This window comes from Streptomyces sp. C10-9-1, assembly GCF_024497955.1.
GTDB classification, from domain to species: domain Bacteria; phylum Actinomycetota; class Actinomycetes; order Streptomycetales; family Streptomycetaceae; genus Streptomyces; species Streptomyces sanyensis.
The window spans coordinates 412,854-433,978 of the sequence record NZ_JANHKP010000003.1 but is presented as its reverse complement, the minus strand read 5'-3'; the positions used below and the strand labels follow the sequence as shown (position 1 = coordinate 433,978).

18 protein-coding genes are annotated in these 21,125 nt (G+C 74.2%); 8 read left to right on the top strand and 10 right to left on the bottom strand.

Translation table 11 applies throughout. The features are described 5' to 3' along the window. Nucleotides 1-92 precede the first annotated feature (92 nt). The 6 genes from NPS70_RS06485 to NPS70_RS06460 all read right to left on the bottom strand — a co-directional run bounded on the left by NPS70_RS06485 (nt 93) and on the right by NPS70_RS06460 (nt 8,156). Complete coding sequence (locus NPS70_RS06485) at nt 93-3,854, bottom strand: multifunctional oxoglutarate decarboxylase/oxoglutarate dehydrogenase thiamine pyrophosphate-binding subunit/dihydrolipoyllysine-residue succinyltransferase subunit (protein ID WP_256523043.1); 3,762 nt, start codon at nt 3,852-3,854, stop codon at nt 93-95. A 269-nt stretch (nt 3,855-4,123) separates the two neighbouring features. Next, nucleotides 4,124-5,215, bottom strand: a complete 1,092-nt coding sequence (locus tag NPS70_RS06480; protein ID WP_256523042.1) for a HAMP domain-containing sensor histidine kinase — start codon at nt 5,213-5,215, stop codon at nt 4,124-4,126. Further along, nucleotides 5,212-5,949: a response regulator transcription factor gene (locus tag NPS70_RS06475; RefSeq protein ID WP_256523041.1), complete on the bottom strand. Its 738-nt coding sequence runs from the start codon at nt 5,947-5,949 to the stop codon at nt 5,212-5,214. Before NPS70_RS06475 ends, NPS70_RS06480 begins: the two co-directional genes overlap by 4 nt. A 102-nt stretch (nt 5,950-6,051) precedes the next feature. Then, nucleotides 6,052-6,750, bottom strand: coding sequence for a spermidine synthase (locus tag NPS70_RS06470; protein WP_256523040.1), 699 nt, complete (start codon nt 6,748-6,750; stop codon nt 6,052-6,054). Between the two features lie 170 nt (nt 6,751-6,920). Then, complete coding sequence (locus NPS70_RS06465) at nt 6,921-7,568, bottom strand: GNAT family N-acetyltransferase (protein ID WP_256523039.1); 648 nt, start codon at nt 7,566-7,568, stop codon at nt 6,921-6,923. Between the two features lie 183 nt (nt 7,569-7,751). After that, on the bottom strand, nt 7,752-8,156 hold the full coding sequence (locus tag NPS70_RS06460; protein WP_256523038.1) for a cupin domain-containing protein: 405 nt from the start codon (nt 8,154-8,156) through the stop codon (nt 7,752-7,754). A gap of 52 nt (nt 8,157-8,208) precedes the next feature. Here NPS70_RS06460 and NPS70_RS06455 point away from each other — a divergent pair, with 52 nt between their 5' ends. After that, the gene (locus tag NPS70_RS06455; protein ID WP_256523037.1) at nt 8,209-9,372 is read left to right on the top strand and encodes a GlxA family transcriptional regulator; all 1,164 of its coding nucleotides are present in this window, start codon (nt 8,209-8,211) and stop codon (nt 9,370-9,372) included. Here NPS70_RS06455 and NPS70_RS06450 read toward each other — a convergent pair. The 3 genes from NPS70_RS06450 to NPS70_RS06440 all read right to left on the bottom strand — a co-directional run bounded on the left by NPS70_RS06450 (nt 9,353) and on the right by NPS70_RS06440 (nt 10,862). Continuing rightward, nucleotides 9,353-9,733, bottom strand: a complete 381-nt coding sequence (locus tag NPS70_RS06450) for a hypothetical protein (RefSeq protein ID WP_256523036.1) — start codon at nt 9,731-9,733, stop codon at nt 9,353-9,355. The genes NPS70_RS06455 and NPS70_RS06450 overlap by 20 nt on opposite strands. A 252-nt stretch (nt 9,734-9,985) precedes the next feature. Beyond that, nucleotides 9,986-10,390: a hypothetical protein gene (locus NPS70_RS06445; RefSeq protein WP_256523035.1), complete on the bottom strand. Its 405-nt coding sequence runs from the start codon at nt 10,388-10,390 to the stop codon at nt 9,986-9,988. Nucleotides 10,391-10,436: 46 nt separating this feature from the next. Further along, nucleotides 10,437-10,862, bottom strand: a complete 426-nt coding sequence (locus NPS70_RS06440; RefSeq protein ID WP_256523034.1) for a DUF4259 domain-containing protein — start codon at nt 10,860-10,862, stop codon at nt 10,437-10,439. A 356-nt stretch (nt 10,863-11,218) separates the two neighbouring features. Between NPS70_RS06440 and lon the strand changes: the two genes are divergently transcribed. The 3 genes from lon (at nt 11,219) to NPS70_RS06425 (ending at nt 15,204) form a co-directional block, all read left to right on the top strand. After that, on the top strand, nt 11,219-13,648 hold the full coding sequence (lon, locus tag NPS70_RS06435) for an endopeptidase La (protein ID WP_256523033.1): 2,430 nt from the start codon (nt 11,219-11,221) through the stop codon (nt 13,646-13,648). 82 nt (nt 13,649-13,730) lie between these two features. Then, complete coding sequence (locus NPS70_RS06430) at nt 13,731-14,528, top strand: pentapeptide repeat-containing protein (RefSeq protein WP_256523032.1); 798 nt, start codon at nt 13,731-13,733, stop codon at nt 14,526-14,528. Nucleotides 14,529-14,721: 193 nt separating this feature from the next. Continuing rightward, complete coding sequence (locus NPS70_RS06425) at nt 14,722-15,204, top strand: MarR family winged helix-turn-helix transcriptional regulator (protein ID WP_256523078.1); 483 nt, start codon at nt 14,722-14,724, stop codon at nt 15,202-15,204. A gap of 19 nt (nt 15,205-15,223) precedes the next feature. On the opposite strand, the gene NPS70_RS06420 is transcribed toward NPS70_RS06425, so the two are convergent. Then, on the bottom strand, nt 15,224-16,012 hold the full coding sequence (locus NPS70_RS06420; protein WP_256523031.1) for a protein phosphatase 2C domain-containing protein: 789 nt from the start codon (nt 16,010-16,012) through the stop codon (nt 15,224-15,226). A gap of 366 nt (nt 16,013-16,378) precedes the next feature. Between NPS70_RS06420 and NPS70_RS06415 the strand changes: the two genes are divergently transcribed. Genes NPS70_RS06415 through NPS70_RS06400 form a run of 4 tightly spaced genes read left to right on the top strand, consistent with a single transcriptional unit; the run spans nt 16,379 to nt 21,102 of the window. Next, nucleotides 16,379-19,513, top strand: a complete 3,135-nt coding sequence (locus tag NPS70_RS06415; protein ID WP_256523030.1) for a nitrate- and nitrite sensing domain-containing protein — start codon at nt 16,379-16,381, stop codon at nt 19,511-19,513. Beyond that, nucleotides 19,510-19,998 (top strand): roadblock/LC7 domain-containing protein, encoded by a 489-nt coding sequence (locus tag NPS70_RS06410; RefSeq protein ID WP_256523029.1) that lies wholly within the window; start codon nt 19,510-19,512, stop codon nt 19,996-19,998. The genes NPS70_RS06415 and NPS70_RS06410 overlap by 4 nt, the downstream gene beginning before the upstream one ends. Then, nucleotides 19,995-20,408, top strand: a complete 414-nt coding sequence (locus tag NPS70_RS06405) for a DUF742 domain-containing protein (RefSeq protein ID WP_256523028.1) — start codon at nt 19,995-19,997, stop codon at nt 20,406-20,408. Before NPS70_RS06410 ends, NPS70_RS06405 begins: the two co-directional genes overlap by 4 nt. Beyond that, a complete protein-coding gene (locus NPS70_RS06400; RefSeq protein ID WP_256523027.1) occupies nt 20,389-21,102 on the top strand; it encodes an ATP/GTP-binding protein in 714 nt (237 codons plus the stop codon). The genes NPS70_RS06405 and NPS70_RS06400 overlap by 20 nt, the downstream gene beginning before the upstream one ends. The last annotated feature ends 23 nt before the right edge of the window (nt 21,103-21,125 follow it).

Below are 21,125 nucleotides of genomic sequence, written 5' to 3'. Positions count from 1 at the left end.
CCCGCACGCCCCCCGGCGGCGGCCCGGACGGCCGGGGCCCGGCACCCCCGCTCGGGGGCACCGGGCCTCGGGTACGGCGCGACCGTGTCCGGTCAGGCGTCGAACACCTCGTTGACCAGCTGCTCCTGCTCCTGCTCGTGGCGCTTCTTCGAGCCCACGGCCGGCGAGGAGCCGTGCGGGCGCGAGATGCGGCGCAGGCGCTCGGCACCCGGGATGTCCGCACCGACGGCCAGGTCCAGGTGGTCGATCAGGTTGAGCGCGATGAACGGCCAGGCACCCTGGTTCGCCGGCTCCTCCTGGGCCCACAGGTACTTCTCGGCGTTCGGGAACTTCGCGATCTCGGCCTGGAGCTCGGCACCCGGCAGTGGGTACAGGCGCTCCAGGCGGATGATCGCGGTGTCCGTGGCGCCGCGCTTCTTCCGCTCCGCGTCGAGGTCGTAGTAGACCTTGCCGGAGGTGAAGACGACCTTGCGGACCTCGCTCGCGTCGACGCTGTCGTCGCCGATGACCGGGCGGAAGCCGCCCGTGGTGAACTCCTCCGCCTTCGAGGCCGCGGCCTTCAGACGCAGCATCGACTTCGGGGTGAAGACGATCAGCGGCTTGTGGTGCGGGTTGTGCACCTGCCAGCGCAGCAGGTGGAAGTAGTTCGACGGCAGCGACGGCATGGCGACCGTCATGTTGTTCTGCGCGCAGAGCTGGAGGAAGCGCTCGGGGCGGGCCGAGCTGTGGTCCGGCCCCTGGCCCTCGTAGCCGTGCGGGAGCAGCAGCGTGACACCGGAGTGCTGGCCCCACTTCTGCTCGGCCGAGGAGATGAACTCGTCGACGACCGTCTGCGCGCCGTTGACGAAGTCACCGAACTGCGCCTCCCACATGACCAGCGCGTTCGGGCGGGCCAGCGAGTAGCCGTACTCGAAGCCCATGGCCGCGTACTCGCTGAGCAGCGAGTCGTAGACGTTGTAGCGGGCCTGGTCCTCGGTCAGGTAGAGCAGCGGGGTGTAGTCCTCGCCCGTCTCCTGGTCGACCAGGACCGCGTGGCGCTGCCCGAAGGTGCCGCGGCGGGTGTCCTGGCCCGACAGGCGGACCGGGGTGCCCTCCATCAGCAGCGAGCCGATGGCCAGCGTCTCGCCCATGCCCCAGTCGATGGTGCCGTCCTCCACGGAGGCGGCGCGGCGCTGGAGCTGCGGCAGCAGGCGCGGGTGGACGGTGACCCCGTCGGGGATGTTCACCTGGGAGGCGGCGATCCGCTTGACGACCTCCTGGGAGACACCGGTGGTCACCGAGACCGGGAACTCGGGCTCGGCGTCCGGGACGTGCGTCGGCGCCGGGTGGCTGGTGGCCTCGCGGACCTCGGCGAACACCTTCTCCAGCTGGCCCTGGAAGTCCTGGAGCGCCTGCTCGGCCTCTTCCAGGGTGATGTCGCCCCGGCCGATCAGCGACTCGGTGTACAGCTTGCGCACCGAGCGCTTCTTGTCGATCAGGTTGTACATCTGCGGGTTGGTGAACTGCGGGTTGTCGCCCTCGTTGTGACCGCGGCGGCGGTAGCAGATGAGGTCGATCACGACGTCCTTGTTGAACGCCTGGCGGAACTCGAAGGCCAGCCGGGCCACGCGGACCACGGCCTCGGGGTCGTCGCCGTTCACGTGGAAGATCGGCGCCTCGATCATGCGGGCCACGTCGGTCGCGTACATCGACGAGCGCGAGGACTCCGGGGCGGCGGTGAAGCCGACCTGGTTGTTGATGATGACGTGGACCGTGCCGCCGGTGCGGTACCCGCGCAGCTGGGACATGTTGAGGGTCTCGGCCACGACGCCCTGGCCCGCGAAGGCCGCGTCGCCGTGCAGCGCGATCGGCAGCACGGTGAAGTCGGTGCCGCCCTTGTTGATGATGTCCTGCTTGGCGCGGGAGACGCCCTCCAGGACCGGGTCGACGGCCTCCAGGTGGGAGGGGTTCGCGACCAGCGAGACCTTGATCTGCTCGCCGTCCAGGCCCGTGAAGGTGCCCTCGGCGCCCAGGTGGTACTTCACGTCGCCGGAGCCGTGCATCGACTTCGGGTCGAGGTTGCCCTCGAACTCGCGGAAGATCTGCGCGTAGGACTTGCCCACGATGTTGGCGAGCACGTTCAGGCGGCCGCGGTGGGCCATGCCGATGACGACCTCGTCCAGGCGCGACTCGGCCGCGGAGTCGATGACCGCGTCGAGCAGCGGGATGACCGACTCGCCGCCCTCCAGCGAGAAGCGCTTCTGGCCGACGTACTTGGTCTGCAGGAAGGTCTCGAAGGCCTCGGCGGCGTTCAGCCGGCGCAGGATGCGCAGCTGCTCCTCGCGCTCGGGCTTGGTGTGCGGGCGCTCCACCCGGTCCTGCAGCCACTTGCGCTGCTTCGGGTCCTGGATGTGCATGAACTCGATGCCGGTGGTCCGGCAGTACGACTCCCGCAGCACGCCGAGGATGTCGCGCAGCTTCATCATCGACTTGCCGGCGAAGCCGCCGACGGCGAACTCGCGCTCCAGGTCCCACAGCGTGAGCCCGTGCTCGGTGATGTCCAGGTCGGGGTGCTTGCGCTGGCGGTACTCCAGCGGGTCGGTGTCGGCCATGACGTGGCCGCGCACCCGGTAGGAGTGGATCAGCTCGAAGACGCGGGCGGCCTTGGTGACGTCGTCGTCGTGCGAGGCGTCGATGTCCTTGAGCCAGCGGACCGGCTCGTAGGGGATCCGCAGCGACTCGAAGACGTCGTCGTAGAAGCCGTCCTCGCCCAGCAGGAGGTTGGCCACGATCCGCAGGAACTCGCCGGACGCGGCGCCCTGGATGACGCGGTGGTCGTAGGTCGAGGTGAGGGTCATCACCTTCGAGATGCCCAGCTTGTTCAGGGTGTCCTGGGAGGTGCCCTGGAACTCGGCGGGGTAGTCCATCGAGCCGACGCCCATGATGACCGACTGACCGGGCATCAGGCGGGGCACGGAGTGGACGGTGCCCAGGCCGCCGGGGTTGGTCAGCGAGACGGTGACGCCGGTGAAGTCGTCCATCGTCAGCTTGTTGTTGCGGGCGCGGCGGACGATGTCCTCGTAGGCCTGCCAGAACTCGAAGAAGTTCAGCGTCTCGGCCTTCTTGATGCCCGCGACGACGAGCTGGCGGTCGCCGTTGGGCTTCACCAGGTCGATGGCGAGGCCGAAGTTGACGTGGTCGGGCTTGACCAGCGTCGGCTTGCCGTCCTTCTCCGCGTAGCTCCAGTTCATCGACGGCATGGCCTTGATGGCCTGCACCATGGCGTAGCCGATGAGGTGGGTGAAGGAGATCTTCCCGCCCCGGGCCCGCTTGAGGTGGTTGTTGATGACGATGCGGTTGTCGAAGAGCAGCTTCACCGGCACCGCGCGCACGGACGTGGCCGTGGGCAGCTCCAGCGAGGCGTTCATGTTCTTCGCCACGGCGGCGGACGGCCCGCGGAGCGTCACGAACTCGGTGCCCGCGGGCGCCTCGGCGGCCGGCTTCTTCGCCGGTGCGGCCTTCGGCGCGGGAGCGGGGGCCTTCGCGGGAGCGGCCGGGGCGGCCGCGGGGCGGGCGGGCGCGGGGGCGGCGGCCTGCGCGGGAGCCGCCGCCGGCTGCGCGGCGGGCGCAGCGGGGGCCGGGGTGGGGGCCGTGGCGGTGCCGGCCGCCTTGTCCTTGTCCGCCGCGCCGGCTCCCGGCTTGTAGTCGGCGAAGAAGTCCCACCAGGCACGATCGACCGAATTCGGGTCCTGGAGGTACTGCTGGTAGATCTCGTCGACGAGCCACTCGTTGGCACCGAAGGCGGCGGCAGGGCTCTGACCCTGGGCGCCTTGGTCGGCCTGGAGGCTCGAGTTACTGGGGGACTGAGACGACACGGCGAGAACCGCCCTCTTCCGCTTCACAAGGTGATGGACAGCGGAAATAAAGGCTACGCCTCCCTGGCCGGGAGGTGCAGACCGGGCGGTGCATCGTCGCGCAAGTCACACCGAAAGACGGGTTTCGGGGTTGTGAATGGCGGGAAACACATCCAGTTCCGCACAGGCGAGGGTACGCGGCCTCACGGCCGCGGCCCTCGTGGCCTGTAGCCTTCTTCCCGCCTCGCCCCCGAGTACGCGGGGCAAGGCCTTCCGGTTCGAACCCTACGTCAACCCCGGGGTGCCGGAATGCCCGGAAGGGTGACGCGTATGCGGCAGCCTCGTGCAGATTCGGCCACGCCGATCCGGCCGCCGTGCAGATCCACCGCCCAGCGGGCGATCGCCAGCCCCAGCCCCGTGCCGCCGTCGCTGCCCGGACCGTGCGGGGAGGCGGTCTGGCCGCGGTTGAAGCGCTCGAAGACCTTGTGCCGCTCCTGCTCCGGGATGCCCGGCCCCTCGTCCAGCACCTCCAGCTCCAGCGACTCGTGCCCGAAGCCGCGCCGGGCCCGCACCGTCACGCGGCCGTGCGGGGGCGAGTGCCGCACGGCGTTGTCGATGAGGTTGGCCACGACCTGGTGGAGCCGCTCCGCGTCCGCGTGCGCGGTCAGCTCCGGCGGGGACACGTCCAGGTGCAGATGCACGTCGGTACGGGTGTGGCGGCCCGAACCGGAGGCCGGCCCCCGCTGCGAGGAGGCGAGGTTGGCCTCCCTGAGCACCCCGGACAGGTACGGCCACACCTCGAAGCGGCGGGCCCGCAGCGGCAGCACCCCGTTGTCCAGACGGGACAGGTCCAGCAGCGTCTCCACCAGCCGGCCCAGCCGCTCGGTCTGCGTCAGCGCCGTGCGCATGGTCTCCGGGTCGGCCGAGGAGACCCCGTCGACCACGTTCTCCAGCACCGCGCGCAGGGCGGCGATGGGGGTGCGCAGCTCGTGCGAGACGTTCGCCACCAGCTCCTTGCGGTGGCGGTCCACGGCCTCCAGGTCGTCGGCCATGCGGTTGATCGTGACGGCGAGGTCCCCCAGCTCGTCGCGCCGGTCCGCGCCCCGCACCCGGCGGGTGTAGTCGCCGTGCGAGATGCCCCGGGCCACCCGGTTCATCTCGTCCAGAGGCGCGGTCAGCCCGTGCGCGACGAACTGCGTGATCAGCAGCGTGGCGATCATCGTGAAGATCGTGATGAACCGCACCTCGGTCTTGCTGTGGAAGGCCATCAGCATCAGACCGGTGGTGATCAGGACCGAGACGACGACGAGGGTGCTCAGCTTCGTCTTGATCGAGATCGTGAGGGTGCCGAACCCCAGCCGGCCGCGCGGGCGCGGGCTCATGAAACCGGCGTCTCCAGGGCGTAGCCCACCCCGTGCACCGTACGGATCCGCTCCGCGCCGATCTTCCGCCGCAGCGCCTTGATGTGGCTGTCCACGGTGCGGGTGCCGGAGGCGTCGGCCCAGTCCCACACCTCGGCGAGCAGCTGCTCCCGCGAGAGCACCGCCCGGGGCGTGCCGGCCAGGCACACCAGCAGGTCGAACTCGGTGGGGGTCAGGTGGACGTCCTCGGCCCGCACGCGCACCCGGCGCTGCGCGTGGTCGATCTCCAGCTCCCCGAGCCGCAGGATCCCGCTGCGCGGGGTCACCGCGGCCAGGGCCGCCCGCTCCACCCTCCGCAGCAGCACGTGCACCCGGGCGGCGAGCTCGCGCATGGAGAACGGCTTGGTCATGTAGTCGTCGGCGCCGACTCCGAGGCCCACCAGCATGTCGGTCTCGTCGTCACGGGCGGTGAGCATGAGCACCGGCACCGGCCGCTGCGCCTGCACCCGGCGGCAGACCTCCAGGCCGTCGAAGCCGGGCAGCATCACGTCCAGCACCATCAGGTCCGGCTGCCACGACTCCGCCGCCTCCACGGCGGCGGGGCCGTCGAGCGCCGTCTGGACCAGGAAGCCCTCGGCCCGGAGTCTGGCGGCGATGGCGTCCACGATCGTCGCGTCGTCCTCGACGACGAGCACCCGGCGCTGGGCGCCCGGCGTCGCCGCCACGCCGCTGTGGCTCGTGTGTGTCTGCTCCATCGACCCGCCTCTTGGCCCGTTTCCTGCGTCCTGGACATGGTGTTGGTGACGGGCCCCGGGGCCCGTGTGCACAGCAGCGTACGGGCATCCGCGCGTCGACGGCTACGCAGGGCTAACAGCGAGGTGGACGACGTCCGGAACGCCCCGGGCAACCCTGATCTCTTCCGTCCGTACCGCGGTGAACCCGGCATTCCGCAGCGCCTCCTCGAACGGGGCGGACGGCTGGGCCGACCACACCGCGAGCACGCCGCCGGGCCTCAGTGCCCGGCGGCAGCTGGCCAGACCGGAGGGCGAGTACAGCGCCGAGTTGTCCTCGGTGACGGTCCAGTCCGGACCGTTGTCGATGTCCAGGCACAGGGCGTCGAAGCGGTCGGTGGTGGTGCGCAGGTACGCGACCAGGTCCGTGCGAAGGATCACGCAGCGCGGATCACCGAGGGCCTCGCCGGAGACGGCGGCCAGCGGCCCCGAGCGGTGCCAGTCGACGATCGCCTGCTCCCGCTCGACCACCACGATCCGCCGCCAGTCGGAACCCGCGGCGGCGTGGGCGAGGGAGAACCCCACGCCGAGTCCGCCGATCAGCACGCTGGGGGCGACGTTGCCCGTGCGCAGGGCGCCGTGGGCGGCGTCGACGAGGAGCCGCTCGGAGCGGCCGTCGGAGGTGTCCATCAGGAAGCACCCGTTGGCGATGATCTCGTGGACGGCCCCGGCCCCCTCCCCGCGCCGGCGCAGCACCACCTCGCCGTGGGGGCCGTCGCGCCGCTCCAGGACGACGGGTGCTCCGGGGGCGGCGGGGAGCGGCATGGCGGGGACCTCCGGTGGCTGGTGCGGCGGTTGCGCGTCGGACTGCGGGGAGCCTGCCCTCATCCTGGCCGGTCATCCGGGGGGCGGCCAAACCGCGGGGCGGCGGCTCCCGGTGCCGGGCCGGTGTCCGCGGGCGGGGCGCCCCCGGTGGCTCCCGCCGGAGGGCAGGTTCAGTCCGTGGCGGCGTGGCGGAGGCTGACCAGGGGAGCCTCCGCGCGCCATCCCAGCGCCTCGTAGAGCGCCCGTCCGTCCGGTGTGCCCCCCAGCACCCCGGTGGTGGCGCCCTGGGCGAGGGCGTCCTCGCACAGTGCGTGCACCACCAGCCGGCCGAGCCCGCGGCGACGGTGCGCCGCGGACGTCTCGATCCGGTCGAGGACGGCCGTGCCGCCCGTCGGGGCGACCTGGCCGCGGGCCGCGAAGGAGCCGTCGCGGGCGGTCACCAGCACGCGGGTCACACCGCCGCGCCGCCAGCCGCGGAGCGCGTAGCCCTCGGGGACGCCGGGGCGGGGGCCGTGCCGCAGCGGGGAGCTCATGAGCCAGCCCGGGCCGTCGTCGCGCCACTTGGGCCCGGCCCACCGGCGTACCGGCGCCGGGTCGGCGAAGACCTTGAGCCAGACGGTCGGGGCGGCCGTCGCGGCGGCCACCTCGCGCACGGTGGCCTCGTCGGTGGCGGTGAGCACGTGCCGGGTCGCCTGGCGGGCCTGCCCGACGTCCACGGTGAAGCCCCAGGGGCGGGCCGCGGGCTCGGCCGCTCCGCGCGAGACGACCCAGCCGCGGACCCATGCCTCGACGAGGGAGGCGGTGCTGCCGAGGGACACAGGTGCTCCCGATCCACGAGAAGTAAGTGACTCATCTGATGAGTGACTATTACTGACGTGGATCATTAGACCGTGTCCGGCCACTCCTCGCGACACCGTGCCCGGGTGATCCCGGTCACCCGTCGCCCCGGCGCACGCCCCGGCCCGCACCGCGGGTGCCGGCCCCGGGGCGCGGGCCGCTCCTCACGGTCCGGTCCGGGGCTCCAGCGGGTGGCCCGTGGTGGCGTCGACGTGCTCGGGGACCGCCTCGTGCCGGTCCCCGACCGAGACGGTGCCGGTCGGCTCGAACATCAGGATCGACGTCGGGACCGGGGCGTAGGGCCGGTGCTCGGTGCCGCGCGGCACGGTGAAGACCTCGCCGCGGTCGAGCCGGACCGTGCGCTCGCCCGCCGGCTCGCGCAGGCCGATGTGCAGCGTGCCGTCCAGGACCAGGAAGAACTCGTCCGTGTCCTCGTGGGTGTGCCACAGGTGCTCGCCGTGCACCTTGGCGATCCGTACGTCGTAGTCGTTGACGCGGGTGACCACGCGCGGGCTCCACAGGGCCTGGAAGGAGGCCAGGGCGGTTTCAAGGGAGAGGGGTGTGTCCATGGGCCCATCGTTCCCGGCCCGCCGGGGGGAGAACGAGTGCTAGGAATGGCATATGTCGCCCGGATCCTCTCACTCTCCCGCCACCGCCCCTCCGGCGCTCGCCGACCGGGCCCGTGTCTCCTCGGCGGCCCCCGCCGCGGCCCGTGCCGACGGGCCGGGTGCGCGGCCGTCCGGCCTGCACCGTGTCGTGGTCCTCGTGGACGAGAACTCCAACCCCTTCGAGCTGGGCTGCACCACCGAGGTCTTCGGGCTGCGCCGCCCGGAACTCGGACGCGAGCTGTACGACTTCCGCCTCTGCGCCGCCGAGCCCCGGACGCTCATGCGGGACGGATTCTTCACCCTCACGGGGGTCGCCGGTCTGGAGGCAGCGGAGACGGCGGACACCCTCGTGGTCCCCAACCGGCCCGACGTCGCCGTGCCCCGCCGCCCCGAGGTGCTGGACGCCGTGCGGCGCGCGCACCGCCGCGGAGCGCGCCTGGTCGGCCTGTGCAGCGGGGCGTTCACCCTGGCCGAGGCGGGGGTGCTGGACGGGCGCCGGGCCACCGCCCACTGGCAGTGGGCGGAGGAGTTCCGCACCCGCTTCCCCGCCGTGCGGCTCGAAGCCGACGTGCTCTTCGTCGACGACGGCGACATCCTGACGGCGGCGGGCAGCGCGGCCGCGCTGGACCTGGGGCTCTACATCGTGCGCCGCGACCACGGCAGCGAGGTCGCGGGCGCGGTCAGCCGCCGGCTCGTCTTCGCCGCCCACCGCGACGGCGGGCAGCGGCAGTTCGTCGAGCGGCCCGTCCCCGACGCCCCGGACGAGTCCCTCGCCCCCGTGCTGGCGTGGGCGCAGGCCCGGCTGGACGCACCGATGACCGTCTCCGACCTCGCCGCCCGGGCGAAGGTCAGCCCCGCCACCCTGCACCGCCGGTTCCGCGCCCAGCTCGGGACCACCCCGCTGGCCTGGCTGACCGCGGAGCGGCTGGCCCTCGCCTGCCGGCTGATCGAACGGGGGGAGACCGGCGTCGAGACGGTGGCCCGGCGCAGCGGCTTCGGCAGTGCGGCCCGCCTGCGGGCGCTGATGCGCCGGGAGACCGGACTCTCCCCGAGCGACTACCGCCGCCGCTTCGGCCCGCAGCCCGCCGCCGAGGGGCGCGAGGGCGCGTACGGGTGCGGGCCCGCCGGTTCGCCGGAGGGCCCGCGCGCCGGTCTCGTCAGTCCCGCGGCCACATGACGTGCCCGTCGCGGCGCGCCAGGCGGTAGAGGACTCTCGAGTACACCAGGGTGGCCGCCGCGACCGTGCTGGTGATGACCGCCAGGGCGAGGACGCCCAGCAGCGCGGGCCACTGGCGAAGGGAGTCCCGGCACCGCTCGTACTCGGTGTACGCGGGGTCGATCAGCGGCCCCCGGCACATGCTCCCACCGGACGCCGAGGCGTAGTCGGTGACCATCAGGTAGGCGAACCACGCCCAGGCCACCACGGCCACGGCCGACCACAGCAGCGCCCGTCTGCCGACGCGGCGCGCCTCCCGGGGGTCCTGGACGGTGCTCGCCGCGGTGCCCGGCGCCTGACCGTCCGGTATGTCGTCGCTCAAGTCTCCCCCTCGTGTGCGGTGATGATGGAACGTCAGTTCATCACAGCCCCCCGGCGCGCTGCATCGGCGCCCCGGCTCCGCGGCACCTGCGGGTGCTCGGCCCGGCCCGGGGGAGAGGCGGGTGCCCGGCCGCGCCGGCCGCTGCGTCGTGACCGGACGCCGAGGCGCGGGACGAGGGGCGAGCGGGCCTGGCCGGCCCGAACCCGTGCGGGTCGGCTCTGCGCCCTCGGGTCGCGGTCGCGGCTCCGCGCCTCAGCGGGAAGGGCCGATCACGCGGTCGCGGAACGCCTGGAAGGCGTGCCAGCCCGAGAGTTCCTGTGGAGTGATCAGGTCTCCTGCGGTGCAGTCCAGCACCCTGCAACCGAGGGCGCCCGCGAGGCGGAAGACGGGGGTGAGCACGTCGTCGCCGGAACCGCGGATGTGGAGCATGACCGAGGCCACGGGGTCCTCCTCGCCGATGTCGAGTTCGACGGACCAGGTGGGTCCGGGGAGTGCGCCCCAGGTGGGGTCCGAGAGGTCGGTTTCTGGGGCGGCCTGGCTCACGGCCGCGAGGACCTCGTGCCGTCGGCCGAGTGGGGGCGGGGTGTAGTCGTCGGGTATGTCCTGCACTGAGGCGATGCCGTCGGGCAGGCGGAGGAGAAGGACGTCCCAGCTCATGTGGACCTTCCAGGTGGGGAGCCGGCAGGTGAACGGCCGCGGGGGGTCAGCTCGGGTGGAGTCGTTCTCCCGGCGGCTGGGGAGTGAGTGTGCTGCGGAGCCGGTTGGTGGTTGCCTGCCAGGGGCCGCCGTCCGGTTCGGCCCAGAGTTCCAGGAGTTCGGACGGCTCGGTCATGACGCGGTCGAGGGCCCGGAGGGCGAGGGCGCGTGGATCGGTGAGATCGGGGAGGGGCTCGTCCGGTCCGTAGTGGGGGTGGGCGGGCTCGCCGCCAGGGCGTCGCGCGGCGACCGGCGCGGCTGCGGCGACGGCCTCATCGGCGGTCTCCGCGTCGAGGCGGTCGGCGGCGTCGGCTGCTCGGGCGAGTGTGTCTCGAACCATCCCCCGGCGCGCGTCCGGGGAGGCGTCGTCGAGGTCTCCGCACCAGTCTGCCGCGGTGTCGTTGCCGAAGGGGCCGACGTCCCAGGTGCCCATGTGTCCCTCCTGATCATGGCGATGTCCGGGCATCGTGACAGGTGCCACCGACAGCAGCCGCCGGCCCCGGGCGGAGGGGCGGGGCGCGCGGGTTCTTCCGGTGGGCCGCCGCCGGGACGGCCTGAAGCGGCTGTCCCCGCTCGGGAGGGGGGTGTGGGCTCCGGAAGGGATGCCGGGCACCCCGGAACGCGGCGGCGAGGCGGCGGTGCGCGGTGAGTGCGTCCGCAGGAGCAGGGCCGGCCCGCGCAGGACGGGTGGGTCACCCGATCGCTGAGAGCGAACGGGAGGTGGGGAACATCCCTGGGCTCACATGCATTGAGTCGGTACAGCTCAACTTGCCTGCCTAAGGGGAGATCATGGCTGCCGATTCCACGGCCCGTACACCGCTCACGCTGCCCGTCCTGCCCCTCGACGACGAGGTCGTCCTGCCGGGGATGGTCGTCCCGCTCGACCTGTCCGACGCCGATGTGCGGGCCGCGGTCGAGGCGGCGCAGGCCGCGGCGCGCTCCTCCGGCAACAAGCCGAAGGTGCTGCTCGTTCCCCGGGTCGACGGCACCTACGCCGCGACCGGCGTCCTGGGGACCGTCGAGCAGGTCGGGCGGCTGTCGGACGGCGACCCGGGCGCCCTGATCCGCGGGGTCGGCCGGGTCCGCATCGGAGCGGGGACGACGGGGCCGGGCGCCGCCCTGTGGGTCGAGGGCACGGCCGTCGAGGAGGGTGCACCGGGGGCGGCCTCCGGCGACGGGCCGCTTCCGGGGCAGGTCGCCGAGCTGGCGAAGGAGTACAAGGCGCTCGCCACCGACTGGCTGAAGCGGCGCGGTGCGTGGCAGGTCGTCGACCGGGTGCAGCAGATCGAGGACGTCTCGCAGCTCGCGGACAACGCCGGCTACTCGCCGTTCCTGACGACCGCGCAGAAGATCGCACTGCTGGAGACCGCCGACCCCGTCGCACGCCTCCGCCTCGCCACCGAGCAGCTGCGCGAGCACCTGGCCGAGCAGGAGGTCGCCGAGGCGATCGCCAAGGACGTCCAGGAGGGCGTGGACAAGCAGCAGCGGGAGTTCCTGCTCCGCCGCCAGCTGGACGCGGTGCGCAAGGAGCTGCGCGAGCTCAACGGCGAGTCCGGGGGCGAGGAGTCGGACGACTACCGCGCCCGCGTCGAGGCCGCCGAACTGCCGGACAAGGTCCGCGAGGCGGCCCTGAAGGAGGTCGAGAAGCTGGAGCGGGCCAGCGACCAGTCCCCCGAGGGCTCCTGGATCCGCACCTGGCTGGACACCGTCCTCGAACTGCCCTGGAACGCGCGGACCGAGGACGCCTACGACATCCCGGGCGCCCAGCGGGTGCTGGACGCCGAGCACGCGGGGCTGACGGACGTCAAGGAGCGGATCACCGAGTACCTCGCGGTGCGCAAGCGCCGCGTCGACCGCGGCCTGGGAGTCGTCGGCGGCCGCCGCGGCGGTGCCGTGCTCGCGCTGGTGGGCCCGCCGGGAGTCGGCAAGACCTCGCTCGGTGAATCGGTCGCCCACGCCATGGGGCGCTCGTTCGTCCGGGTCGCGCTCGGCGGAGTGCGCGACGAGGCCGAGATCCGGGGACACCGCCGCACCTATGTCGGCGCCCAGCCCGGGCGCATCGTCCGTGCCGTCAAGGAAGCCGGATCGATGAACCCGGTCGTGCTGCTCGACGAGATCGACAAGCTGGGCTCCGACTTCCGGGGCGACCCCGCGGCGGCCCTCCTCGAAGTGCTCGACCCGGCGCAGAACCACACCTTCCGCGACCACTACCTGGAAGTGGAGCTCGACCTCAGCGACGTGGTCTTCCTGGCGACCGCGAACGTCCTGGAGGCCATCCCCGAGGCGCTGCTCGACCGGATGGAACTGGTGCGCCTCGACGGCTACACCGAGGACGAGAAGGTCGTCATCGCCCGGGACCACCTGGTCCCCAGGCAGCTGGAGCGGGCCGGACTGGAGCCCGGTGAGGTCACCGTGGACGAGAACGCCCTGCGCCGCCTGGCGGGGGAGTACACCCGGGAGGCGGGCGTGCGGAACCTGGAGCGTTCCGTGGCGCGGCTGCTGCGCAGGATCGCCGCGCAGAGCGAGCTCGGCGAGCGGGAGCTGCCGTTCACCGTCACCGACGGCGAGCTGCGGGCCCTGATCGGGCGGCCCCACCACGTCCCGGAGTCCGCGCAGGACCCCGCCGAGCGGCGTACCGCCGTGCCCGGCGTGGCGACGGGGCTGGCCGTCACCGGGGCGGGGGGCGACGTGCTCTTCGTGGAGGCATCGCTCGCCGACCCGGAGACGGGGGCGGCCGGGCTGACGCTGACCGGCCAGCTGGGCGACGTGATGAAGGAGTCCGCGCAGATCGCCCTGAGCTTCCTGCGCTCCCACGGGGCCGAGCTGGAGCTGCCCGTCGCCGACCTCAAGGACCGGGGCGTGCACATCCACTTCCCCGCGGGGGCGGTGCCCAAGGACGGCCCGAGCGCCGGGGTCACCATGACCACGGCCCTGGCCTCGCTGCTCTCCGGCCGCCTGGTGCGCACCGACGTGGCGATGACGGGGGAGGTCTCGCTGACCGGCAGGGTGCTGCCCGTCGGAGGCGTCAAGCAGAAGCTGCTGGCCGCCCACCGGGCGGGCATCACCACGGTGGTGATCCCCAAGCGGAACGAGGCGGACCTGGACGACGTCCCGGACGAGATCCTCCGCACGCTGGACGTCCACCCGGTCAGCGACGTCCGCCAGGTGCTCGCCCTCGCCCTCGCCCCGGCCGAGGCGCCGGTACCCGCGGCGGCCTGACGCGGGGCGGTGCGGCGGCCCGCCCGTGCCCGGCGGCGAAGGCGCCGGGCACGGGCACCGCCGGCAGGGGCAGAATGGCGGGATGACCTCCCTGAAGGCCGACTGCTCGCAGTGCTTCGGGCTGTGCTGCGCGGCCCTGCCGTTCTCCGCCTCCGCCGACTTCGCCGCCGACAAGGCCGCGGGCACCCCGTGCGGCAACCTGCGGGCCGACTTCTCCTGCGGCATCCACGCCCGGCTGCGCGAGAGCGGCTACCGCGGCTGCACCGTCTACGACTGCTTCGGGGCGGGCCAGCACGTCTCGCAGGTCGTCTTCGGCGGGACCGACTGGCGCGAGGCCCCGGGGACGGCCTCCGAGATGTTCGCCGTCTTCCCGGTGGTGCGGCAGCTGCACGAACTCCTGCGCCACCTTCAGGAGGCCGAGGGCATGCCCGCGGCCGCCGCCCTGCGGCCGGTGCTGGCGGAGCACCGCGCCGGCATCGAGGCACTGACCCGCCTGGCGCCAGCGGTGCTGGCGGAGGTGGACGTGGACGCCCGGCGCCGGGAGGTGGGCCCGCTCCTCGGGCGGGCGAGCGAGCTGGCGCGCGCGGCGGTCCGCGGCCGCCGGCGGGACCGCCGCGGCGCCGATCTCGTGGGGGCCCGGCTGCGGAGGGCGTCCCTGCGCGGTGTCAGCCTGCGCGGGGCCTGCCTCATCGCCGCCGACCTCGCGGAAGCCGACCTCCGGCAGGCCGACCTGCTCGGCGCCGACCTGAGGGACGCCGCGCTGGCCGGTGCCGATCTGACGGGGGCGCTGTTCCTGACCCAGCCCCAGCTGAACGCGGCCCGGGGAGACGCCGCCACCCGGCTGCCGGACGGCCTCCTCCGCCCGCCGCACTGGTCCTGACGGACCGCTCCGAGGCGGGCGCGCCCCGGCGGCGCCCCGCGCCCGCGGGCGACCGCGCACGCCCGTTCCACCGGGGGCGGGCCGGGCGTCCGCCCCGCTCCCGGCCCGGACCTGCGAAATACTGGCCGAGCTGCGGACATGCCGGCCGCCGCTGGAGACTTTCGGGACCAGGAAGCGTGCAATGGGTGCTGACATGCGCGAGGGCGGTCCGGCGGACACCGCCGGACCGGACGGGAGAAGTGGTGTGGATCGCGAGTTCCTCGCTCTCGAAAGGGAGCTGACGGTCTTCCTGCGCCGCGCGCGGGCGTCGTCGGGCGAGATGGCCCGGCAGGTGCACCCCGAACTGGAGCCCGCCGCCTACGGTCTGCTCGTCCGCCTGGAGGAGGCCGGCGAGCAGCGCGCCACCGAACTCGCCGGGTACTTCGGCGTCGGCAAGGCGACGATGAGCCGGCAGCTGCGGGCCCTGGAGGACCTGGGCCTGGTGGCCCGGACCCCGGACCCCGCCGACGGCCGCGCCTCGCTGGTACGGCTCACCCGCGAGGGCGTGGTCCGCTTCCGGCACGTGCGCGACGCCCGGCGGGAGCGGTACCGCAGCAAGCTCGCCGGCTGGGACCGCGGCGAGGTGGCCGAACTGGCGCGGCTGCTGCACCAGCTGAACGCCGGAGCCGAGGACTGAGGCACCCGTGCGCGGCGGCTCAGAACTCCGCGAGCACCGCCGTGGCGTCGTCGTGGAGCTTCCACCGCGGCGCCCCGGAGCGCGCGGCCGCCGCGGACTCCCGTGCCCGCACCCGGTCGATCAGCCCGTGCGCGCCCTCCGCGCGGAGCAGCTTCATGCACGCCGCCCAGTCGCCCTCGGCGAACATCTGCACCCAGCGGGCGGCCCCGTCGGTGAGCGCGGCCAGTGCCCGGACCTGCCCGCGGGGCACGCTGCCCGCCACGGCCCGCTCGGCCACCGCCGGGTCGGCCGCGGCCGTGAAGAAGCCCCCCTCGGCGTTGCGCAGCGCGTCCGCCGAGGCCTGGCTGCGCAGCGCCTCGCGCGGAAGCCGGCCGAGCCGGTCGTCCAGGACCGGCTCGACCGAGCCCCCCGGCGACTGGAGCAGCAGCACCGAGTCGGAGAGCACCAGGTACTCCAGCTCGCCGTCCGGGGCGCCCCAGCGGGCCAGGGCGACCGTCGCCTGAGGCGTGCGGACGTGAGAAAGGTCACAGGTTTGACGATGGGCGTCCGCGGTGCGCCGGATGGACCGGGCGAGGATCGCCCGCAGGGTCAGCTCGGGCCGTGAACCGCACAGCTCGACCAGCGCCCCGCCGAGCCGGGCCGTGAACCAGGGCACACCGTGCACACAACCGCCGCCGTCCCGCGGGGGCGTCACCCCGTCGAGGACGAGAAGTGATCCACCCTGGCCCTGAACGGGAAGAGCCGCCGACACCCAGTCCTCGTTGGGGTGTCCGCAGGTGCCGGGGGCGGTGGCGGCGTCGATGCGCATGGGCCCAGTCTGCACGACTCCTTCACCCGCCCCCGTGCGGGCCGCGGAGGCTTCCGTACCGCCTGGTCAGGCCGGGCGCCCCGCGGTCACCGGCCCGGGCCGGAGGTGCGGGCGGGCATCCTGCCAAAGCCGGGGCCCGAGGTCCAGCCCGGCACGCCGTCCGCCCCGCCCCGGCACGCCCGAGGAAGTTGTTCCCCAACTCCGCCATGTTGTTCACTCGTTCGGGTGGCGGAGCGGCCGAAGCGCGCCTCCCTCCGGAAGGCGCTGCGAAGGTCGGTAGCCGTACCAGGGGTGGGGCTCTCGCGTGTGAACCGGTCGTCATCTCTGCTTCATGGGTGGACGAGTCGAGCAGGATTGCGAGCACCGGTGCAGAAGAAGCGGCCTCGGGGCAAGGGCGGCAGCGCCACGTCGGACGGCGCGGAGTCCCCGGCCGATGCCACCGGTCTTCCCTCCCGGGAGGACCCGACCCCCCGTGGACGCCCCGTCCGCGTCCGCCGCAGGCTCGTCGTCGCGGTCGCCGTCGTGGCCGCGGTCGTGGCCGGTGCCGGAGCCCCCGGCATCCTCGCCGCCTCCGCCGACCTGACCGAGTCCCAGCGCCTGGTCGACCTCGCCTCGCTCGACCGGCAGGCCGTCACCCTCGCCCACTCGCTCTCCGACGAGCGCGACGAGGTCGTGGCCTACCTCGCCTCCCGGGCGGCGGCCCCCCAGGAGGACGGCAGCGCCGGGCAGGACGAGGAGGACGGCGAGGAGGCGGCGCCCCGCAGCCTCTCCGGCCCGCTCGCCGCACGTGTCGACCGGCAGATCGACGAGATCCGCGCGGAGCTCGGCGACGACCACCCCGACCTGCGGCGCGACCTCGCCTCGGTGCCCTCCCTGCGCCGTACCGCGCTCGGCGGCAAGAGCACCCCCATGGACGCCCACCGCGCCTACACCTCGGTCGTCGACGGGCTCCAGGCGCTCGCCGACGACCTGGCCGAGCGGACGCCGCCCCGCGCGGCGGACGCGACCCGCGCCCCCGCGGCCCTCGGACGCGCCGTCGAGCAGGCGTCCGCCGCACGCGGGCTGCTGGTGGCCGCGCTGGCCGTGCCCCAGCCCCCGGCGCAGACCGTCTTCGACCCCTTCACCGGCCTCCCCGTCGAGAGCGAGGCCGAGGAGACCGGGGAGGCGGCCCGCACCCGCGACGCGCTCAGCGCGGCCGCACAGCAGGCGCGGGTGCGCGAACTCGCCGCGCTCGCCGACTTCGACCAGGCCGCGGCGCCGCGGGTCCGCGACAAGGTGGCCGCCACCGTGTCCGGGGCCGAGGTCAAGAGCGCCGAGGGGTACCTCGCCCGCCTGACCGACCAGCCCACGCTCTCCGCCAAGGAGCGCGCGACCGACGCGGCCGCACTGCAGGCCGCCCTCACGGCCCGCATCGAGCAGATGCGGGGCGCCGAGACGACGCTGGCCAGCGACCGCATCGCGGCCTTCGAGCAGCTGCGCGACGACGACGTCACGGCGCTGGAGCTGCGTGTCGCCCTGGCCGCCGGCCTGCTCCTGGCGGCCGTGGGTGTGCTCGCCGCGGTCTCGCGCACGCTCACCCGGCCGCTCGCGGTGCTCCGGCTCGGCGCGGCCCGGCTGGCCGACGAACCCGAGAGCGGGGAGCCCGTCCGCTTCACCGGGCGCAACGACGAGTTCGCTCAGGTCGTCCGCTCGCTCAACACGCTGCACGGGCGGCTGCGGGACCTCGGGACCCGTGTGGGCCGCCTGGACAGCGACCACAGCGACCTGGTGGGCTCCCGGGAGGCACTCAGCGGGGAGCTCGCGGCGGCCCGCGCGGAGCTCGGCGAGCGGACCGAGGAGCTGACCGCCGAGGTCGAGCGGCTGCGCCACACCGTCCACCACAGCTTCGTCAACCTGTCCCTGCGCAGCCTCGGCCTGGTGGAGCGGCAGCTCGCCGTCATCGAGAAGCTGGAGGACAGGGAGCAGGACCCGGAGCGCCTCGCCACCCTCTTCACGATCGACCACATGGCCACGGTGATGCGCCGCCACAGCGAGAACCTGCTGGTCCTCGCGGGCGCCGAGCACGGGCAGGGCCATGTGGGGCCGGTTCCGCTGGTGGACGTGCTGCGCGCCGCCGTCAGCGAGATCGAGCGCTACGACCGGGTCGTCATCCGGTCCCTGCCGCCGCACGCGCAGGTCGCGGGCTTCGCCGCGGACGACCTCAGCCACCTGGTCGCCGAGCTGCTGGAGAACGCCACCGCCTTCTCCCCGCCGGAGGCGCAGGTCGAGATGGAGGGCTGGCTGCTGGAGGGCGGCGAGGTGATGCTCTCCGTCCAGGACGCGGGCATCGGCATGACCGCGGAGCGGATCGCGGAGGTCAACGCCCTGCTGGCGGATCCCGCGCAACAGCCTCCGGCCGGTCGGGACGCCGAGGGGCTCGGCCTGCGCGTCGCGGGGCTGCTCGCGGCCCGCCACGGTGTGCGGGTGCAGCTGCGGGAGCACAAGCAGGGCGGCATCACCGCCGTGGTCGTCGTGCCCGAGGGGCTGCTGCCGCAGGCGCCGCCCGCGCAGCCGGCGCCCGGAGCGGGAGAGGGGCAGGCCCTGAGCCTGCCGGGGTCGGTGGCGGAGGCCAACTCCAACGTGCTCCCGGCCGCCCACCGCCGCCTGCCCGCGCCGCCCGCCGAGGTCGCGACCGGGCCGGACGAGGAGGACGGCGGCTCCGCCGGGAGCGAGCGCCCCGAGGACGCCACCGCGGCCCCGGCCGTGCCGCTCGGCGCCGGGGCGCAGGCCCTCCCGGAGGACCCGGCCCGGCCCGGGCGGGCGCACGGGCCGGGTGCCGACCCGCTCGGCGAGGAACCGCCCCGGGACGACCCCTTCGTGGCGGCGGCCGAGCGGGCGATCGGCGACGCCGGGGCCCGGGGGGAGGTCGAGACCCACGAGCGGACCCCCGACGGGGACGGCCCGGTGGCCGGGGCCGGGGTCGACCAGGAGACCTTCGCCATGCGACTGCCCCCGCAGCCGCCGGAGCCCGGTCTCCCGGCGGACGGCGGCCGGCCGGCCCCCGGCGCCGCCCGGCACCCGGAGGACGTCCCGGCCACGGCCGCCCCGGGGCCGACCCCGGACACCCCGGACGGCGCAGACCCCGCCCCCACGCCCCCGGGGCCCGGGCCCGCCACGGCGACCGACGCCGGCACCGCGCCCGAGGACCCGCACCAGGAGGCCCCCGGCGACTGGGACCGCGTGACGGAGAAGGGACTGCCCAAGCGGACCCCGAAGATCGTCGCGCAGTCCTCCGGGCCGGCCGAGCGCACGGGCGCGGTGGACGCCGAGGCGCTGCGCCGCCGCCTGGGCGGCTTCCAGCGGGGCGCGCGGGACGGCCGGCGCGACGCCGAGACCGAGATCACCGGTGCGCCCGAGGCGGCACCGGCCGGTGCCGCCGGGGCATCGCCCGCACCGCGCGGTCGGGAGGCGGGGGAGACGGGTACCGAAGCGGGGGACACAGTCGAGGAGGCACGCAGGTGACTGCGACCGGCACTTTCGGGCTGAGCAGCGAAGCCCGCAATCTGCAGTGGTTGTTGGGCAATCTGGTGGAGGAGGTGCCAGGAGTCCGCTCGGTGGCCGTCGTGTCGTCCGACGGTCTGCTGCTGCTCTCCTCCGACACCGCCCCGGAGGAGGGCGCGGCGGACGGCCCCGCCCCGCGCCCGCAGAGCCCCCGCGGATCCAGCGCCGACCTTGCCACCATCGTCTCCGGCATCGGCAGCCTCACCGTCGGCGCCGCCGGGCTGATGGACGGCGGCGGCGTCAAGCAGACCATGATCACCATGGAGGACTGCAGCGTCCTGGTGATGTCCATCAGCGACGGCTCCCTGCTCGGCGTCCACGCCGCGCCGGACAGCGACATGAGCGTCGTCGCCTACCACATGGGGCTGTTCGTCGGCCGCGCCGGCCATGTGCTCACCCCCGAGGTCCGCAGCGAGCTGCGCAAGTCGCTGGAGAGCCCCCGGTGAGCGCCGCCGCCTCGTCCCCGAAGCTGCCCGTGCGCGGCCAGGGCCGCCGCCCCGCACGCGTGCGCCCCTACTCGCTGACCGGCGGACGCACCCGCTTCGGCCACGTCCTGCTGGTGGAGACCTTCGTCGCCGCGCTCGACGCGCCCGCGGAGCGGCGGGAGCCGAAGGGCGGCCCCACCCTCGCCGCCCGGGTGATGCCGGAACTCCGCGCCATCGTCGAGCTCTGCCGCCGGATGCGCACCGTCGCCGAGATCTCGGCGCTGCTGAAGATCCCGCTGGGCGTCGTCCGGGTGCTGCTGAGCGACCTCGCCGACCAGGGAAAGATCCGTGTGTACGGCACCGGTCACGGCACCGGCCAGCCCGACCGCGCACTGCTCGAAAGGGTGCTGAGTGGACTCCGCCGCCTCTGACACGCTCCCCGCCCGCCCGCAGGGCGGCTCCGGTCCCGCTCCGGAGGCGCCCGCGCCCGGCGCGGCCCGGGAGCATCCCGGGGGAGCGGCCGCGCCCGTACCGGAGCCCGAAGAGGAACTCCAGGCCTGGCAGCTCGACACCACCCGCGCCCCCACGGCGGTGAAGGTGGTGGTGGCGGGCGGCTTCGGCGTCGGCAAGACCACCTTCGTCGGCGCCGTCTCGGAGATCACCCCGCTCCGGACCGAGGCCCTGATGACCCGGGCCAGCGAGGAGACCGACGACCTGTCGGCCACCCCGGACAAGGTCACCACCACCGTGGCCATGGACTTCGGCCGGATCACGCTCGACGACGACCTGGTGCTCTACGTCTTCGGCACCCCCGGGCAGCAGCGCTTCTGGTTCATGTGGGACGACCTCGTGCGCGGGGCCATCGGGGCGGTCGTCCTCGCGGACACCCGGCGGCTGCCCGACTGCTTCCCCGCGCTCGACTACTTCGAGAGCTGCGGACTGCCGTACGTCGTGGCCGTCAACCACTTCGAGGGGACTCCCGCCTACGAGGCCGAGGACGTACGGGAGGCCCTGACGGTCCCGTCCCGCGTCCCCGTGGTGATCATGGACGCACGCGACAGGGCGGCGGTCGTGGACGCGCTCCTCGCACTCGTCGGCCACGCCCTCGAAGCAACCCCCGAATAGCCTCCCGAACCCCAACGGAGCAC